We start from the raw sequence: 12837 nt of genomic DNA on the forward strand, positions 1-12837 counted from the left end.
ACCTGCATAGGGGAATGGAATTCCTCATGCAGGTGCATTTTGTTTATGTCCTATAGCCTGCCTTATCGCTTAGTTCTGCGCAGTGCGAGGAACAGAGCGATGATGGAGACGATCAATGCCGCAGTGGACAGAATAATGGAAGTTGTGGACGTACCTGAGCCTTGGGCAGGCTCGGCAGTTTGCTGCGATGCGTTGCTCTGACTGCTGTCGGCACTGTTGGTATCCTGAGCATTATGGCTGTCTGATTTGGCAGCAGAATCGCTGGAAGCATCATGATGGTCATTTCCCTGAGACGCGGTACCGCCGGCCTGTGGGTCATTTGTAATCTTGGTGATCGAATGAGGCTTGTCTGACCCTTCCGCGCCCGTCCATTCTACAATGCTTCCATCGCTGTAGTATTGAAAAGCGTCCCAGGCCAGGTCTGCTTCATGATCCGGGTTTTTGCCGACGAATTCAAATTGCTGGAACTCTCCCGGGCCAATTCCGTCCTTCTCGGCAGACCAGATTACAGTAGTAATCTTGCCGGACTCGTCCTTCGTTAGTTCTACCTTCCAGTCTGGAATCGGTCGATACTGTTTAAAATCAAAGCCTTCTGGGACTTTCAAAGCAACTTTGGTTGTGGGGAGGTCCTTCTCCGATGGAATCTTGATACTGTAGGTTTCCCAGGAGCCAGGCGTGGAACTGTTAGGCGATACGGTAACATGGGCGCTGGCGTTACCTGCAAATAGGATGAAAAATAATACGGCGGCTGACAATAGTGTAGTTAATCTAGTGAAATTTTTGTTCATGCATAACGCTCCTTACTCTTTAATTTCCGCTCTGCAGAATAAAATCATGATCAATGGAATCGAGTGTGGACAACAAAATGTGAATGCGTACATTCCATTCCCCGCCCATTGTAATCATCTCATCTGCTTCCAGCGGTGATGAGCCTGGCATTTCGATCTGAATGACGCCCATGTCCATCTCTCTGGAAGTCAGGCTGAGAGTAGCCTGCTCAATATTGTTAAGCTTGGTTCCGCTTGAGTCTTGAACCTCCAGGCTAAAGTGATTCTCACCTAGATGGTTCGGACTGACACTCAGAGTAATCCGGTATCCATCCTCCGTCGTAGCCTGAAGCGATACCGGACCTGGTGTGGAGGAGGCGGAAGGCAGATTTCCTAGAACAGCGGCAAGTACGAGTACGACAGCACCGAGGCAGAATTCGTACCATACGCCGCGTCCGAGCGGTCGGGTGCGTCCTCTCCCGCGCAAGAATGCCGATAAAGCAAAGGCCAACATGATGAGCATAAGCGCAAATTTAGTCAGAAGGACAAGCCCGTATGGGGTATTCCATAGCGCATGCAAAGTTGGAATATGCAGAACGCCTCCATAGACCCCGGTGAGCAGCAAGATTAAGACACAGAGCGAGGCAAGCAGGGAAAAACGCCGGATGGTTCCCCAATAAAGTGGCCTTAGACTGTCTGACTGCTCGGTATGTCTGCGAACTGCCGGAAGCAGAAAGGCAATGGATAGAATACCTCCAAGCCATATTACGGCCGTGAGCAGATGTATGAAGTCAGCGCTTATAGCCATTAGCTTATGACTAGTTGTGGCTGCATGACCGATGAAGGCTTTGGCGACCATCAGGCCAATACAAGCGATAAGCACGAGACAGGACCACAGATGCTCCTGTCCGATGAATCTGGAAGTAGATCTGTCTGAAGCCTTGTGATGCTCCTTGTCCATGAGCTTCATGCTGCTATCATGCGGGCCGTCCTGTCCGGCTCCGGAAATCGTGTAGCATAGCCCCATGATGAATACAGCGAGTAGTATGACTTGGATGACCTGCCAGGTCCAGACTTGTCCGAAGCTGGTGAAGCGCAGAGTCTCCTGCAGTAAATCGAGGTCCCAAGCTTGGATCCATGAGACACCTGCATCACTGGCTGTTTGCTGGGGAAGACTGAACAATACTCCAACTACAGTACAGACGAGCCCCATGTAGAGCAGCAGTAGACTGCGCTGTTCAAGTAAAGAGCTACCGCGAAGTACTTGGGCTCTAGCAGGAAGCAGCAGAAGACGGAAAAATATGGTGCCGATACATAGGCTTAACCCGATGTAGAACAGCCAGCGGATGATTATTAAACCAGCCCGGGGCAGCGCGTTGTCATCCCCGGCGGGAGTATGTATGGCATACCCGCTCCCATCAGTGCCAATCGCAAAAGGAATCGTTCCACTGATGGCATGTCCATCGCTGGATACAGCCTTCCATTTAATACTGTAGATCCCGTTCGGCAAGTCATTTTTCAGGCTGGCGACCAGTCGATCAGAACGTTCTGAATCGATGGCAGCGTCACCCTGATCGGCGCGCCTTCCATCAGGTCCTGTTACTATGACGGAGTAGAAGGCTTGCTCAATCGATTCATTAAAAGTGATGGAGACCCCCTCAGGAGGCGATGCCAGAATCTCATTCGTCGCCGGGGAGGAAGAGGTGACGGTCGCATGAGCAGATGCCAGACTAGGATAGTAGATCACAGCGATGATACCGATCAATAGAAGCGGAAGCATCCAGCGGGAAGATATGAATTTGAAGATTTGCACAGTTGCACACCGCCTTGTTTATAAATACAATGACATTTGTTACATTTAACCCTTATTTTAAAATTATTTTTAGAGAATGAGTATGGCTATAATGGGCTATTCGATTTGCAAATTCAGTACTAAGTATGTCTAAAATATGAAAATTTCAATAAATCCGAGTTGTAATGAAGGGAATAGCGCTTACTTTTTATGTTAAATATTTAAAAATGGACAAGAGTGAGCTAAAATAGTTGAAGAGCTATTATTTGAAGGAGGAAGGTTTAGTGACATCGACTATTAAAGTAGGCATTGTAGGATACGGAAATTTAGGGCGCGGTGTAGAGAAAGCAATCAAACAAAATCCTGACATCGAATTGCGCGCCATTTTCTCAAGAAGAAACCCAGACGATGTAGCGGCTGCAAATGGCGTCGTACATATTTCTGAAATTGAGAAGTACAAGGGCGATATCGACGTCTTGATCCTTTGTGGAGGATCTGCAACCGACCTTCCTCAGCAAGGACCGGAATTCGCGGCTATGTTCAATACGGTGGACAGCTTCGATACCCATGCGAAAATTCCGGAGTATTTCGAGCAAGTTAATGATGCGGCGACCAAAGGTGGTAATGTTAGCTTGATCTCCACAGGCTGGGATCCAGGCTTGTTCTCTCTTAATCGTCTGCTTGCACAATCTGTATTGCCTGAAGGCAAGGAATATACTTTCTGGGGCAAAGGGGTTAGCCAAGGGCACTCCGATGCGATCCGCCGTGTAGCGGGCGTCAAGAACGGTGTTCAATATACAATTCCTGTGGAAGCCGCAGTTGAGCGTGTACGTAAGGGCCAGAATCCGGAATTGTCGACGCGTGAGAAGCATTTGCGTGAGTGCTTCGTCGTTGCGGAAGAAGGCGCTGATTTGGCCAAGATCGAGAGCGAAATCAAGGAAATGCCGAACTACTTCGCGGATTATGATACAATCGTTCACTTTATTAGTGAAGAAGAGCTGAAGAAGGATCATTCGGCTATGCCTCATGGTGGAATGGTACTCAGAAGCGGCAAGACTGGGGAGAACAGCACGCAAATTTATGAATTTGCGCTTAAATTGGATAGCAATCCGGAATTTACAGCTAGTGTACTGGTAGCCTATGCACGTGCTGTCTACAAATTGTCCCAAGCTGGACAATCCGGAGCCAGAACGGTATTCGATATTCCATTTGGACTAATGTCTCCGAAATCGCCAGAACAGCTTCGTAAGGAAATTCTCTAACAGCGGGATTGAAATCTTTCAGAACACGTAAGAAAGCCTAGGGCCGTCGGCCTTAGGCTTTTTTGGTATGTTTTCACTACGATATGGGCTAGAATGAAGACTTCTATTCGTGTTATCTCAACACTGAAATGGATGGTCTGAAAATAGGAATAAAGCGTCAGTGGAAAAAAGTCCCATATGGGAAGTTTAACTTTTCGGTTGCTAAAGTAAGTGATAATAATCACGAACGATTCGAACAAATATGACAATTCGTCGAACATTGGTCTACAGAAAGGTCAATGTGAACAATTATCAAAATCGACGATTTTGCGGGAATACGATCAAATTTGGCTGAATTTGAACTTATGTTTTAAAAATAGAGGAGAAAAACGAAAAATAAATGTAATTTTTTAGTACAAATGTAATTTGCTATGAATTGTTATTGTTTAGTAGCTTACCTAACATAGTGGTAGATAATTAATACTACCATCCCTGGAAGAGTGGATGGTGCGCGATATTGCTGGAAAGGGGTAACGGAAATTTATGAAAAGGAAAGGATTGCTGCTGGCCGTTTTTTCAGCGCTTCTTGTCCTCTTGACCGGTTGTAATTCGCTGGCCGTATTGAACCCGAAAGGACCGGTAGCGAAGACGCAGTCTAATGTAATTATTTTCTCAATGCTGGTCATGGCGCTAATCTTGCTGGTTGTCTATGTCTTGTACATCTTTATGCTTACGAAGTATCGTGCTTCCAAGGCGGCTCCGGATTATGAACCGCCGCATGTAGAGGGCAGCAAATGGCTGGAATTCACATGGATAGCTATTCCGGTCGTTATCGTTGCGATCCTGTCGGTAGTTACAGTTCGGACTACCAATGCCTTGGATAAGGTGCCGGCAGGCTATGAAGATCAAAAACCGCTAGTTATTTATGCATCATCCTCCAACTGGAAATGGCATTTCAGCTATCCGGAGGAAGGAATTGAGACAGTTAACTATGTTAACATTCCGACAAATCGTCCGATTGAGTTCAGACTCTACTCTTACGGACCGATCACGAGCTTCTGGGTTCCGCAATTAGGCGGACAGAAATACGCGATGAGCGATATGGTAACCAAGCTCAATCTTGTTGCGGAGCACGAAGGCTCATTTGTGGGCAAGAACTCCAACTTCTCCGGCAAAGGGTTTGCCGATATGGAATTTGAAGTTCTGGCGATGTCGAATGCGAAATATGGCGAGTGGGTGAATGAGGTCAAGAATACAGCCGATCCATTGACTGAAGAGCAGTTCAATTCCTTGCTGGATACTGCGAAGGTAGGCAGACAGACATATTCCTCGACACATTTGGAATTCAGTCCAGCACCTGAAGGTGAGCATGCAGGCCATAATCATGGCGGAGACTCCGGTGATCATTCACAAATGGATCATTCCGACATGGATATGGATATGGATATGGACCACTCCGACACAAATGACGACGGGGCTGAACATGCCTCACACGGAAATTAAGGACAGAAGGGAGTAAGCTTGACATGAAATGGGACGAATTTTTCGTCACTGGCGAACCGATGATTTATGGTGCGATGGTCAGTATCGTAGTCGCATCCTTGGCCATTGTCATCGGCTTGACCTATTTTAAAAAATGGGGCTACCTGTGGCGCGAGTGGCTGACAACGGTTGACCATAAGCGAATCGGTATCATGTATATTATCAGTGCGCTCTTGATGTTGTTCCGCGGCGGCGTTGATGCGCTGCTCATGCGTTCTCAGCTCGCGATGCCAGAGAACGGGATTCTTGATGCACAGCACTATAATGAGATATTTACGACCCACGGGGTCATCATGATTCTGTTCATGGCAATGCCGTTCATTATCGGTCTGATGAACGTGGTTGTACCGCTGCAAATCGGTGCGCGCGACGTTGCCTTCCCGAGACTGAATGCGGTCAGCTTCTGGCTATTCTTCGCGGGAGCGATGCTGTTTAACATTTCCTTCGTTATCGGGGGTTCACCGGATGCAGGATGGACCGGTTACTTCCCGCTCGCGAGCAATGAGTTCAGTCCATCGGTGGGTATGAACTACTATTCGATAGCGATTCAGATTGCTGGGATTGGTACGTTGATGACGGGCGTTAACTTCATCGCCACGATTCTGAAGATGCGTGCGCCTGGCATGACGCTGATGAAGATGCCGATGTTTACCTGGTCTATATTGATCACTTCCGTTATTATTCTGTTCGCGTTCCCGGTTCTTACCGTAGCGCTTGCACTTATGATGTTTGATCGATTGTTCGGTTCACAATTCTTTACAATGGCGAACGGCGGGATGGATATGCTCTGGGCCAACCTGTTCTGGGTATGGGGGCATCCGGAGGTATATATCGTTATTTTACCGGCGTTCGGTATTTTCAGCGAAGTGATTTCTACCTTCTCCCGGAAGAACCTCTATGGCTATTCCTCGATGGTAGGGAGTATGGTCGTTATTTCGCTTCTGTCTTTTCTCGTATGGGCTCACCATTTCTACACGATGGGTCATGGGGCTATGGTCAATGGCGTATTCTCGATTACAACGATGTTAATCGCCGTTCCGACCGGGGTGAAGATATTCAACTGGCTGCTTACGCTTCATAAAGGGAAGATTGAGTTTACGACACCGATGTTGTACTCACTTGCGTTCATTCCGATCTTTACGATCGGTGGGGTTACCGGTGTCATGCTCGCAATGGCAAGTGCCGACTATCAGTACCATAATACGATGTTCCTGGTTGCTCACTTCCACTATGTATTGATTCCAGGTACAGTATTTGCCGTTATCGCTGGTTTCTATTACTGGTTCCCGAAATTGTTCGGATTCCGCCTGAACGAGCGTCAAGGTAAACTTGCATTCTGGGTTATTGCTATCAGCTTTAACGTAACGTTCTTGCCGTTGTTCTTCCTTGGACTCAAAGGCATGACGCGCCGGATGTATACTTATTCGGCGGATACAGGCTTCGGCCCGCTCAATATGATCGCAACGATCGGCGCCTTTGGCTTGGCGATTGGATTTATTATTCTGGTTTATAACATTTACTGGAGCTTCCGCTATGCACCTAGAGAGACGACGGGCGATCCTTGGAACGCACGTACGCTTGAATGGAGCACGCTTAGTCCAATTCCAGATTACAACTTCGCCATTGTTCCTACTGTTCGTGACCGTGACCCGTTCTGGGAGCATAAGAAGGGCGGACATCAGCTCTATAAAGGCAAGTATGAAGAGATTCATATGCCGAATAACAGCGGCCAACCAGTTATACTAGGAGCGATCTTCTTCTTCTTCGGATTCGCTATGGTATTCAGCTGGTGGATTCCGGCGATCATCGGAGGGCTCGGTGTAATTGTAATGTTGGCAGTTCGTTCGTTCGAACGCGATCACGGGCATCATATCCCGGTTCGTGAAATTGAAGAAACGGAAGCTAGATTGCGGGGTGAACAGGCATGAAGTTAGATAACTCTTTGCCTTTGGAATACCGTTCAGAAGAGAATAGTAATCGGATTTTCGGTTTTTGGCTGTTCCTTGGCGCGGAAATCGTATTGTTCTCGACGCTGTTCGCCGTCTATTTCACACTCTGGAATCGGACCGGCAACGGCCCGAGTGGTAAAGAAATATTCGAGATCGGTCCGGTTCTGATCGAGACCTTCGTGTTGCTCACAAGCAGCTTCACGATCGGTCTGATGATCAACAGTATGCGTCACGGGATGCAAAAGGCAGCAATGGTCTTTTTCTTCATCACTTTAGTACTTGGTCTGATCTTCCTTGGGGTAGAAATTACCGAGTTCGTGACCTATGTTAATGAAGGAGCAACGATTTCAACGAGCGCCTTCATGTCCAGTCTGTTCGTTCTGCTTGGTACGCACGGTGCCCACGTAACCTTGGGCTTGCTATGGGGAGCAGGCATTATGATACAGATCAAACGCGAGGGCTTCACGCTTGATACAGCGAATAAATCATTTATTTTCTCGCTCTATTGGCACTTCCTTGACGTTGTCTGGATCTTTATCTTCAGCTTCGTATATCTGAAAGGAATGATGTGACATGAAAAAATTATTCCCTGTCCACCATGTCATGGGATATGTGTTCTCGCTGATCCTTTCGGTCGTCGCTCTGTCCGTCATTCTATGGGATATGCCACTGGCTGTCGGTATGACGATCCTGCTTGTCTGTGCGGCGATCCAGATGGGCGTCCAACTGTTCATGTTCATGCATATCGGCGAGACCGGATCCAAGACTTCACTGTATACCAACATTGCTTATGCCTTATTCGTTGGGCTTGTGACCGTCTTCGGTACGCTATTCACCATGATCTGGGGATATCAATAAAGTTAGACGAGGCGTTCGCTTTGGTCTAGTAACCAGAATCACCCCGTATCTTCTGTAATGAAGGTATGGGGTGACTTTTTGTATCGACGGATTGGCAGGAGCATCGAATGCCTGTAACCGATTGAAAGGTTGCCTGGATTGCGATAATATGATGTAAAGGGTCAAAATAGTGAGGTGATAACATGGCGGAACAAGAAGATAAGAAGCATGGCGCGACTGATGAGTGCTGCGGCGGTGAGGGCGAGGGCCATGTCCGTCATAGCCATCATTCCGAAACCGTGAAGAGCAATTTGACGAGCCGCTTGAACCGGATTGAAGGTCAGATTCGCGGCATTAAAGGTATGATCGAGAAGGATACGTATTGTGATGATGTTTTGAATCAGATCGCAGCGGTTCAATCAGCACTGAATAGTGTCGGTAAGCTGCTCTTAGAGGGTCATATGAAGAGTTGCGTGATTGAGCGGATTCAGGCCGGTGAGATGGATGTAGTTGATGAACTGTTGGTCACCGTGAATAAATTGATGAAATAATGCGTGGAATATATACCCCATACTGGTATGTAGAACGATAAAGCCCCACAGGTTCGTATTGAACTGGTGGGGCTTATCGTTTATGTGCGAGTTTAAAAAGTCAGACTTTCAGAACAACAACCTCTTTATTTTAACGAGATTTCAAACTGTGATCCTGGGTCGCCAATAAAGGCGATGAAACCATTCGCAGGCAGTACTACTTCATTCACACCGCTGACTACAGTGAAATTTACACATGTTCCATTGGCATCGTAGACCGCGAAGGAACCTGCTTTCGGCATATTAACCGATAGTGTCTTGCCTACTGATTTCTCCGGAATGGTGTACCATCTCGCTTGACCATTCTCTTGAATTTTCGTCTTCGACTTCTTACCTATATAGAGTGGAGTGACATTGTCCTGACTAACAAATAGGCTTCCGGCAGCCTCCAAATATTCTACACCGTCATCTGTGAAGAAGATGAGATCACTCGTGTCTCTGCCCATCAATGTCGGAATGTTTAACAAATTCAGAGCTTCATTGGCACCTGTAATCTTATTTGCCATTAAGTATCCTGGCATATCTTTAAGTGTTGCAATATATGCGATAGGAGGCTGCATGAAGTAGGCCTGCGATGTATATTTTTCACTTACGAGAAAATAGGTCTTACCTTCACGCGCTTCCCATGCCTTAGCAACATCCTTGGACAATTCGTTAGGCTCGAGCTTCTCCGCCTGATATTCGGACATAGCCATTTGGCCAAGGCCTGGAATTGCTGAGTAGGCTCTTACCCATAAGTAAGTACGTCCGTTATCTTCTGTGACTAAGTTAAGCTTCGTGCTGCCGTCCTCACTGACGAATGAGCCATCTGCTGTATAAGTAAATTTCTGAACCGGAGCTTCAGGAATCGCAAGCGAGCTTAAGGACAACTCGCCATCCTTGCTAATATCCAGCTTGATCAACTGACCTGCTGTGCCGTAGATTCCTGCATTTGTCGATATCTCCGCCGGCATATTGACCTTTACAGGTACACCAAATGACTTGGCAGGCTTCAGTTCCTTAATGATACCTTTCTCCTGCATTGCACTTAACAGGATCTGATTCGCCATAATTTGATCTAATGAACCTGAACCACCTGAAGAGAGAACCGCCACAGACAACTTCTGCTCAGGCAGTACTACTAGAGAAGCGTGAGATAGGAGGGTGTCCCCACCTTTCGTGAGCGCTTGGATTCCGTAGTCGTTGAACGGGAATAAATTGACACTATCCCAGCCTAATCCGTATGCGATCGAACTATCTGCTTCTTTCGGCCACAACCCGTTCTTATACTCTGGCTTGGCCGTAGCAGCTACTGATTTCTCCGACAGGAGACCGCTAGCGTTGCCTGTGAAGATTTGCGAGAAGCGGGCAAGGTCTTCAGCCGTAGAGTAAATACCACCGGCTCCAATGAAATTAACTGTATCCCGCGGTAGCTCTCCTTGATAGGCAGGAGAATAAACGCCAGCTAGCTGGGCAGTATTCACATCATCTTGCGGAGTTTTTGTATTTTTCATACCAAGCGGCTCTGTAATAAATTTATGTATGAAGTCTGTGAAGTCCAAGCCGCTGACTCTCTCTACCAATATTTCTGCTAGAGTGAAGCCGTCGTTGCAATAAACCGAGAATGCACCTGGATCAGCCTTCAGCCGCTGTACTTCTAGCCGCTTCAGCAAATTGTCATATCCAGATGTATCATTATCATCGAACAAAAAGCCACTGACGAATGTAGATCCGCTTAAGCCAGAGGAATGATTCAACAGCATACGCGGAGTAATTTTTTTATAGCGCTCGTCTTTCATTTTGAAATCAGGAATATAGGTGGTCAGAGACTGATCCAAATCTATTTTCCCTTCATCGACAAGCTTCATAACAGCAACGGTTGTGAACATTTTGCTAGTGGAGCCAATGCCATACATGGAATCAGCTGTTAACGGGGTATTGTCAGACACATGATTGATACCGGATTGCCCGGATACTACAATCTTACCTTGATCAATGAGTGCGTATTGCAAGCTGTACGTACCATAATTCTTCGTCAGCAAATCGGCCTTTTGCGCTGCCAATTGCTTGGTCGCCTCGTAAGAAGGGCTGTTTTCGGCGGCAAAAGCTCCAGCTGGCACGAGCAATGTCAGCAACAGGGCTGCCATCACTAAAAGTGATAGGCGCTTCTTCATTCTCATCTTCGTTCTTACCTCCCCAATGTAATCGTATCCAGAATCCCACTACTAAAGGTGTAAAAGTCATTCTGTCTAACATATTTTTACGGTGTATGTGTTCAAAGGTTTCATTAAATAGAGGGCGGATGCAGTGGTACGATAGCATCCGCTTCTTCAACTTCTATTTTACCTCGCGGACAATGCCTTGCTCATACATGGCTTCGACAAACGACTCCATGATCTGGACACATCCACGGAGGAACTCTACATCGGCTTTCTTATTCGTCTCCGAGAAGGTAAGCTGGGCTTCATGCTCTTTGACGCGCGCCTTGAGACGGGCGCCCTTATGTTCCTCCAGTAAGTCCGCTATACCCTCATGCTTCAGAATAGCTCTTAACATACTGGGGTGAGAGGCCCCAGCATGGAACGACTTGCTGAGGGGATTCGGCAGGGTGACCTGCCGTAAATTCCCATGAAGGATTAGAAGTAGAGGGTTTTTGACCGGGCTCAGCAAATATTCAAGCTTTCTTCTCGGCTTGTACTTATACTTGATTCCGATTACTTGGCCGCTGTTTGTATTAGATCCGTTGGAGTTGGAATCGGTAACTGTGAGATACATTTGTCCCCGTCCATGCGGTAGCCGAATCAGGACATGGCGTCCGGTGTATTTCCAATTCTTGAAGGTCGCCTCTACAAAAGTCGCTTCGTATTTATTCGCATACTCCTGCATCAGGAACTTTGATTTTGATTCCCACCAAGGCTTAGTAGACTTAATCTTGGTCCGCGTCATTTTCCAAGGCCTCCTTGACACGCATTTGGGGTGAGGGCAAGCGCCCTTCCTTCCGTAGGGCCTCGCGTAGTACATATTCAATATGACCATTCACGCTTCGGAATTCGTCAGCCGCCCAGCGTTCCAAAGCTTCATATACGACGGGGTCCAGGCGCAGCGGGAAGCTCTTCTTCTTAGCCATCGTGAATGGGGCTCCAATTAATACAGACTGCTCGTATTAATGATAGGTTGGGCGGAACGGTCTGATACGACCGCGACAAGCAGGTTATTGATCATAGCAGCTTTACGCTCATCATCCAGTTCAACGACGCTCTCATCCTGCAGGCGCTGGATCGCCATTTGTACCATCGTAACGGCTCCGTCAACGATTTTCTCACGAGCGGAGAGAATAGCATCAGCCTGCTGGCGCTGCAGCATGGCACTGGCGATTTCCGTAGAGTAGGCCAAATGTGTCAAGCGAGACTCGATGACTTTGACACCTGCTATAGCTAATCTGTTTTGCAACTCATTAGTCAGTTCCTGAGCAATTTCCTCTGTATTTCCGCGCAAGGAGAAGCCACTGCCATCCAACTGATCATAAGGATATTTGCTAGCTACGTGTCGAAGAGCAGTTTCGCTCTGAATTTCCACGAAGGTTTCGTATTCATCGACTTCGAAAAGCGCTTTGGCGGAATCAATTACCGAGAATACAACAACAGTGGCAATTTCAATCGGGTTCCCGTTAACATCATTGACCTTCAACCTAGCGCTGTTGAAGTTGCGCACACGCAGTGATACTTTCTTTCGGGTGGAGAATGGAGTTACCATATAGAACCCGCTATTGCGGATCACGCCAAGATATTTACCGAAGAAGGTTACGACAGCGGCCTGGTTTGGCTGCACGATCGTAAGCCCAGTGAGGATTACAAAGGCGATTACGCAAGAGATAGCGCCCAGAATGATTGGAAGGGGCGTAGCAATGGTAAACAGATATACTCCAGCGCCTGCAAAGGCGATGAAGAATAGCAGCGCAACAAATCCGTTCAGATAAGACAATTGTTTTTCCTTCAGCATAGCGAAGCACTCCTTAATATTCATTTAATATTTATTTGATATTCATATGATATCACTTTTAGGATATATTGTAAATTGATATTGTGAAAATAGTACTAAAGATGGGCGAATCACATCCTGTTTTAGTTAATGGGTAGCTTG

General features: G+C 47.1%; 12 protein-coding genes. 6 read left to right on the forward strand and 6 right to left on the reverse strand.

Going from position 1 to position 12837, the window contains the following annotated elements; all coding sequences use genetic code 11:
* Positions 1-62: 62 nt before the first annotated feature.
* Positions 63-788 carry a YcnI family copper-binding membrane protein gene (locus tag ABD014_RS20885; protein ID WP_343864468.1) on the reverse strand — a complete coding sequence of 242 codons (726 nt, stop codon included), beginning with the start codon at positions 786-788 and terminating at the stop codon, positions 63-65.
* Between the two features lie 19 nt (positions 789-807).
* On the reverse strand, positions 808-2580 hold the full coding sequence (locus ABD014_RS20890; protein ID WP_343864470.1) for a copper resistance CopC/CopD family protein: 1773 nt from the start codon (positions 2578-2580) through the stop codon (positions 808-810).
* Positions 2581-2843: 263 nt separating this feature from the next.
* Here ABD014_RS20890 and ABD014_RS20895 point away from each other — a divergent pair, with 263 nt between their 5' ends.
* The 6 genes from ABD014_RS20895 to ABD014_RS20920 all read left to right on the forward strand — a co-directional run bounded on the left by ABD014_RS20895 (position 2844) and on the right by ABD014_RS20920 (position 8679).
* The gene (locus ABD014_RS20895) at positions 2844-3821 is read left to right on the forward strand and encodes a diaminopimelate dehydrogenase (protein WP_343864472.1); all 978 of its coding nucleotides are present in this window, start codon (positions 2844-2846) and stop codon (positions 3819-3821) included.
* 522 nt (positions 3822-4343) lie between these two features.
* On the forward strand, positions 4344-5303 hold the full coding sequence (qoxA, locus tag ABD014_RS20900; RefSeq protein WP_343864474.1) for a cytochrome aa3 quinol oxidase subunit II: 960 nt from the start codon (positions 4344-4346) through the stop codon (positions 5301-5303).
* A 23-nt stretch (positions 5304-5326) separates the two neighbouring features.
* Positions 5327-7270, forward strand: coding sequence for a cytochrome aa3 quinol oxidase subunit I (qoxB, locus tag ABD014_RS20905; protein WP_343864476.1), 1944 nt, complete (start codon positions 5327-5329; stop codon positions 7268-7270).
* On the forward strand, positions 7267-7863 hold the full coding sequence (qoxC, locus tag ABD014_RS20910) for a cytochrome aa3 quinol oxidase subunit III (RefSeq protein ID WP_068779510.1): 597 nt from the start codon (positions 7267-7269) through the stop codon (positions 7861-7863). Before qoxB ends, qoxC begins: the two co-directional genes overlap by 4 nt.
* A gap of 1 nt (position 7864) precedes the next feature.
* Positions 7865-8149 carry a cytochrome aa3 quinol oxidase subunit IV gene (qoxD, locus tag ABD014_RS20915; protein WP_126995297.1) on the forward strand — a complete coding sequence of 95 codons (285 nt, stop codon included), beginning with the start codon at positions 7865-7867 and terminating at the stop codon, positions 8147-8149.
* A 182-nt stretch (positions 8150-8331) separates the two neighbouring features.
* Positions 8332-8679: a metal-sensitive transcriptional regulator gene (locus ABD014_RS20920; RefSeq protein ID WP_343864479.1), complete on the forward strand. Its 348-nt coding sequence runs from the start codon at positions 8332-8334 to the stop codon at positions 8677-8679.
* A gap of 125 nt (positions 8680-8804) precedes the next feature.
* Here the strand turns inward: ABD014_RS20920 and ABD014_RS20925 are convergent, their stop codons facing one another.
* The 4 genes from ABD014_RS20925 to ABD014_RS20940 all read right to left on the reverse strand — a co-directional run bounded on the left by ABD014_RS20925 (position 8805) and on the right by ABD014_RS20940 (position 12696).
* Positions 8805-10871, reverse strand: coding sequence for a serine hydrolase domain-containing protein (locus ABD014_RS20925; RefSeq protein WP_343864553.1), 2067 nt, complete (start codon positions 10869-10871; stop codon positions 8805-8807).
* A gap of 163 nt (positions 10872-11034) precedes the next feature.
* Positions 11035-11643 carry a hypothetical protein gene (locus tag ABD014_RS20930; protein ID WP_343864481.1) on the reverse strand — a complete coding sequence of 203 codons (609 nt, stop codon included), beginning with the start codon at positions 11641-11643 and terminating at the stop codon, positions 11035-11037.
* Positions 11624-11824 carry a type II toxin-antitoxin system antitoxin gene (locus ABD014_RS20935; protein ID WP_068779514.1) on the reverse strand — a complete coding sequence of 67 codons (201 nt, stop codon included), beginning with the start codon at positions 11822-11824 and terminating at the stop codon, positions 11624-11626. The genes ABD014_RS20930 and ABD014_RS20935 overlap by 20 nt, the downstream gene beginning before the upstream one ends.
* Before the next feature lie 17 nt (positions 11825-11841).
* Entirely contained in the window at positions 11842-12696 is an 855-nt protein-coding gene (locus ABD014_RS20940; protein ID WP_379338364.1) for an SPFH domain-containing protein, read from the reverse strand.
* Positions 12697-12837: the final 141 nt, after the last annotated feature.

The organism is Paenibacillus motobuensis (assembly GCF_039521865.1).
Classification (GTDB): domain Bacteria; phylum Bacillota; class Bacilli; order Paenibacillales; family Paenibacillaceae; genus Fontibacillus; species Fontibacillus motobuensis.

Bases quoted from the DNA above. Each gene is read 5' to 3' on its own strand.
- ABD014_RS20920 (WP_343864479.1), top strand. From the start codon at position 8,332: ATGGCGGAACAAGAAGATAAGAAGCATGGCGCGACTGATGAGTGCTGC.
- ABD014_RS20940 (WP_379338364.1), bottom strand. From the start codon at position 12,696: ATGCTGAAGGAAAAACAATTGTCTTATCTGAACGGATTTGTTGCGCTG.
- ABD014_RS20930 (WP_343864481.1), bottom strand. From the start codon at position 11,643: ATGACGCGGACCAAGATTAAGTCTACTAAGCCTTGGTGGGAATCAAAA.
- qoxD (WP_126995297.1), top strand. From the start codon at position 7,865: ATGAAAAAATTATTCCCTGTCCACCATGTCATGGGATATGTGTTCTCG.
- ABD014_RS20885 (WP_343864468.1), bottom strand. From the start codon at position 788: ATGAACAAAAATTTCACTAGATTAACTACACTATTGTCAGCCGCCGTA.
- qoxA (WP_343864474.1), top strand. From the start codon at position 4,344: ATGAAAAGGAAAGGATTGCTGCTGGCCGTTTTTTCAGCGCTTCTTGTC.
- qoxB (WP_343864476.1), top strand. From the start codon at position 5,327: ATGAAATGGGACGAATTTTTCGTCACTGGCGAACCGATGATTTATGGT.
- qoxC (WP_068779510.1), top strand. From the start codon at position 7,267: ATGAAGTTAGATAACTCTTTGCCTTTGGAATACCGTTCAGAAGAGAAT.
- ABD014_RS20925 (WP_343864553.1), bottom strand. From the start codon at position 10,871: ATGAAGAAGCGCCTATCACTTTTAGTGATGGCAGCCCTGTTGCTGACA.
- ABD014_RS20935 (WP_068779514.1), bottom strand. From the start codon at position 11,824: ATGGCTAAGAAGAAGAGCTTCCCGCTGCGCCTGGACCCCGTCGTATAT.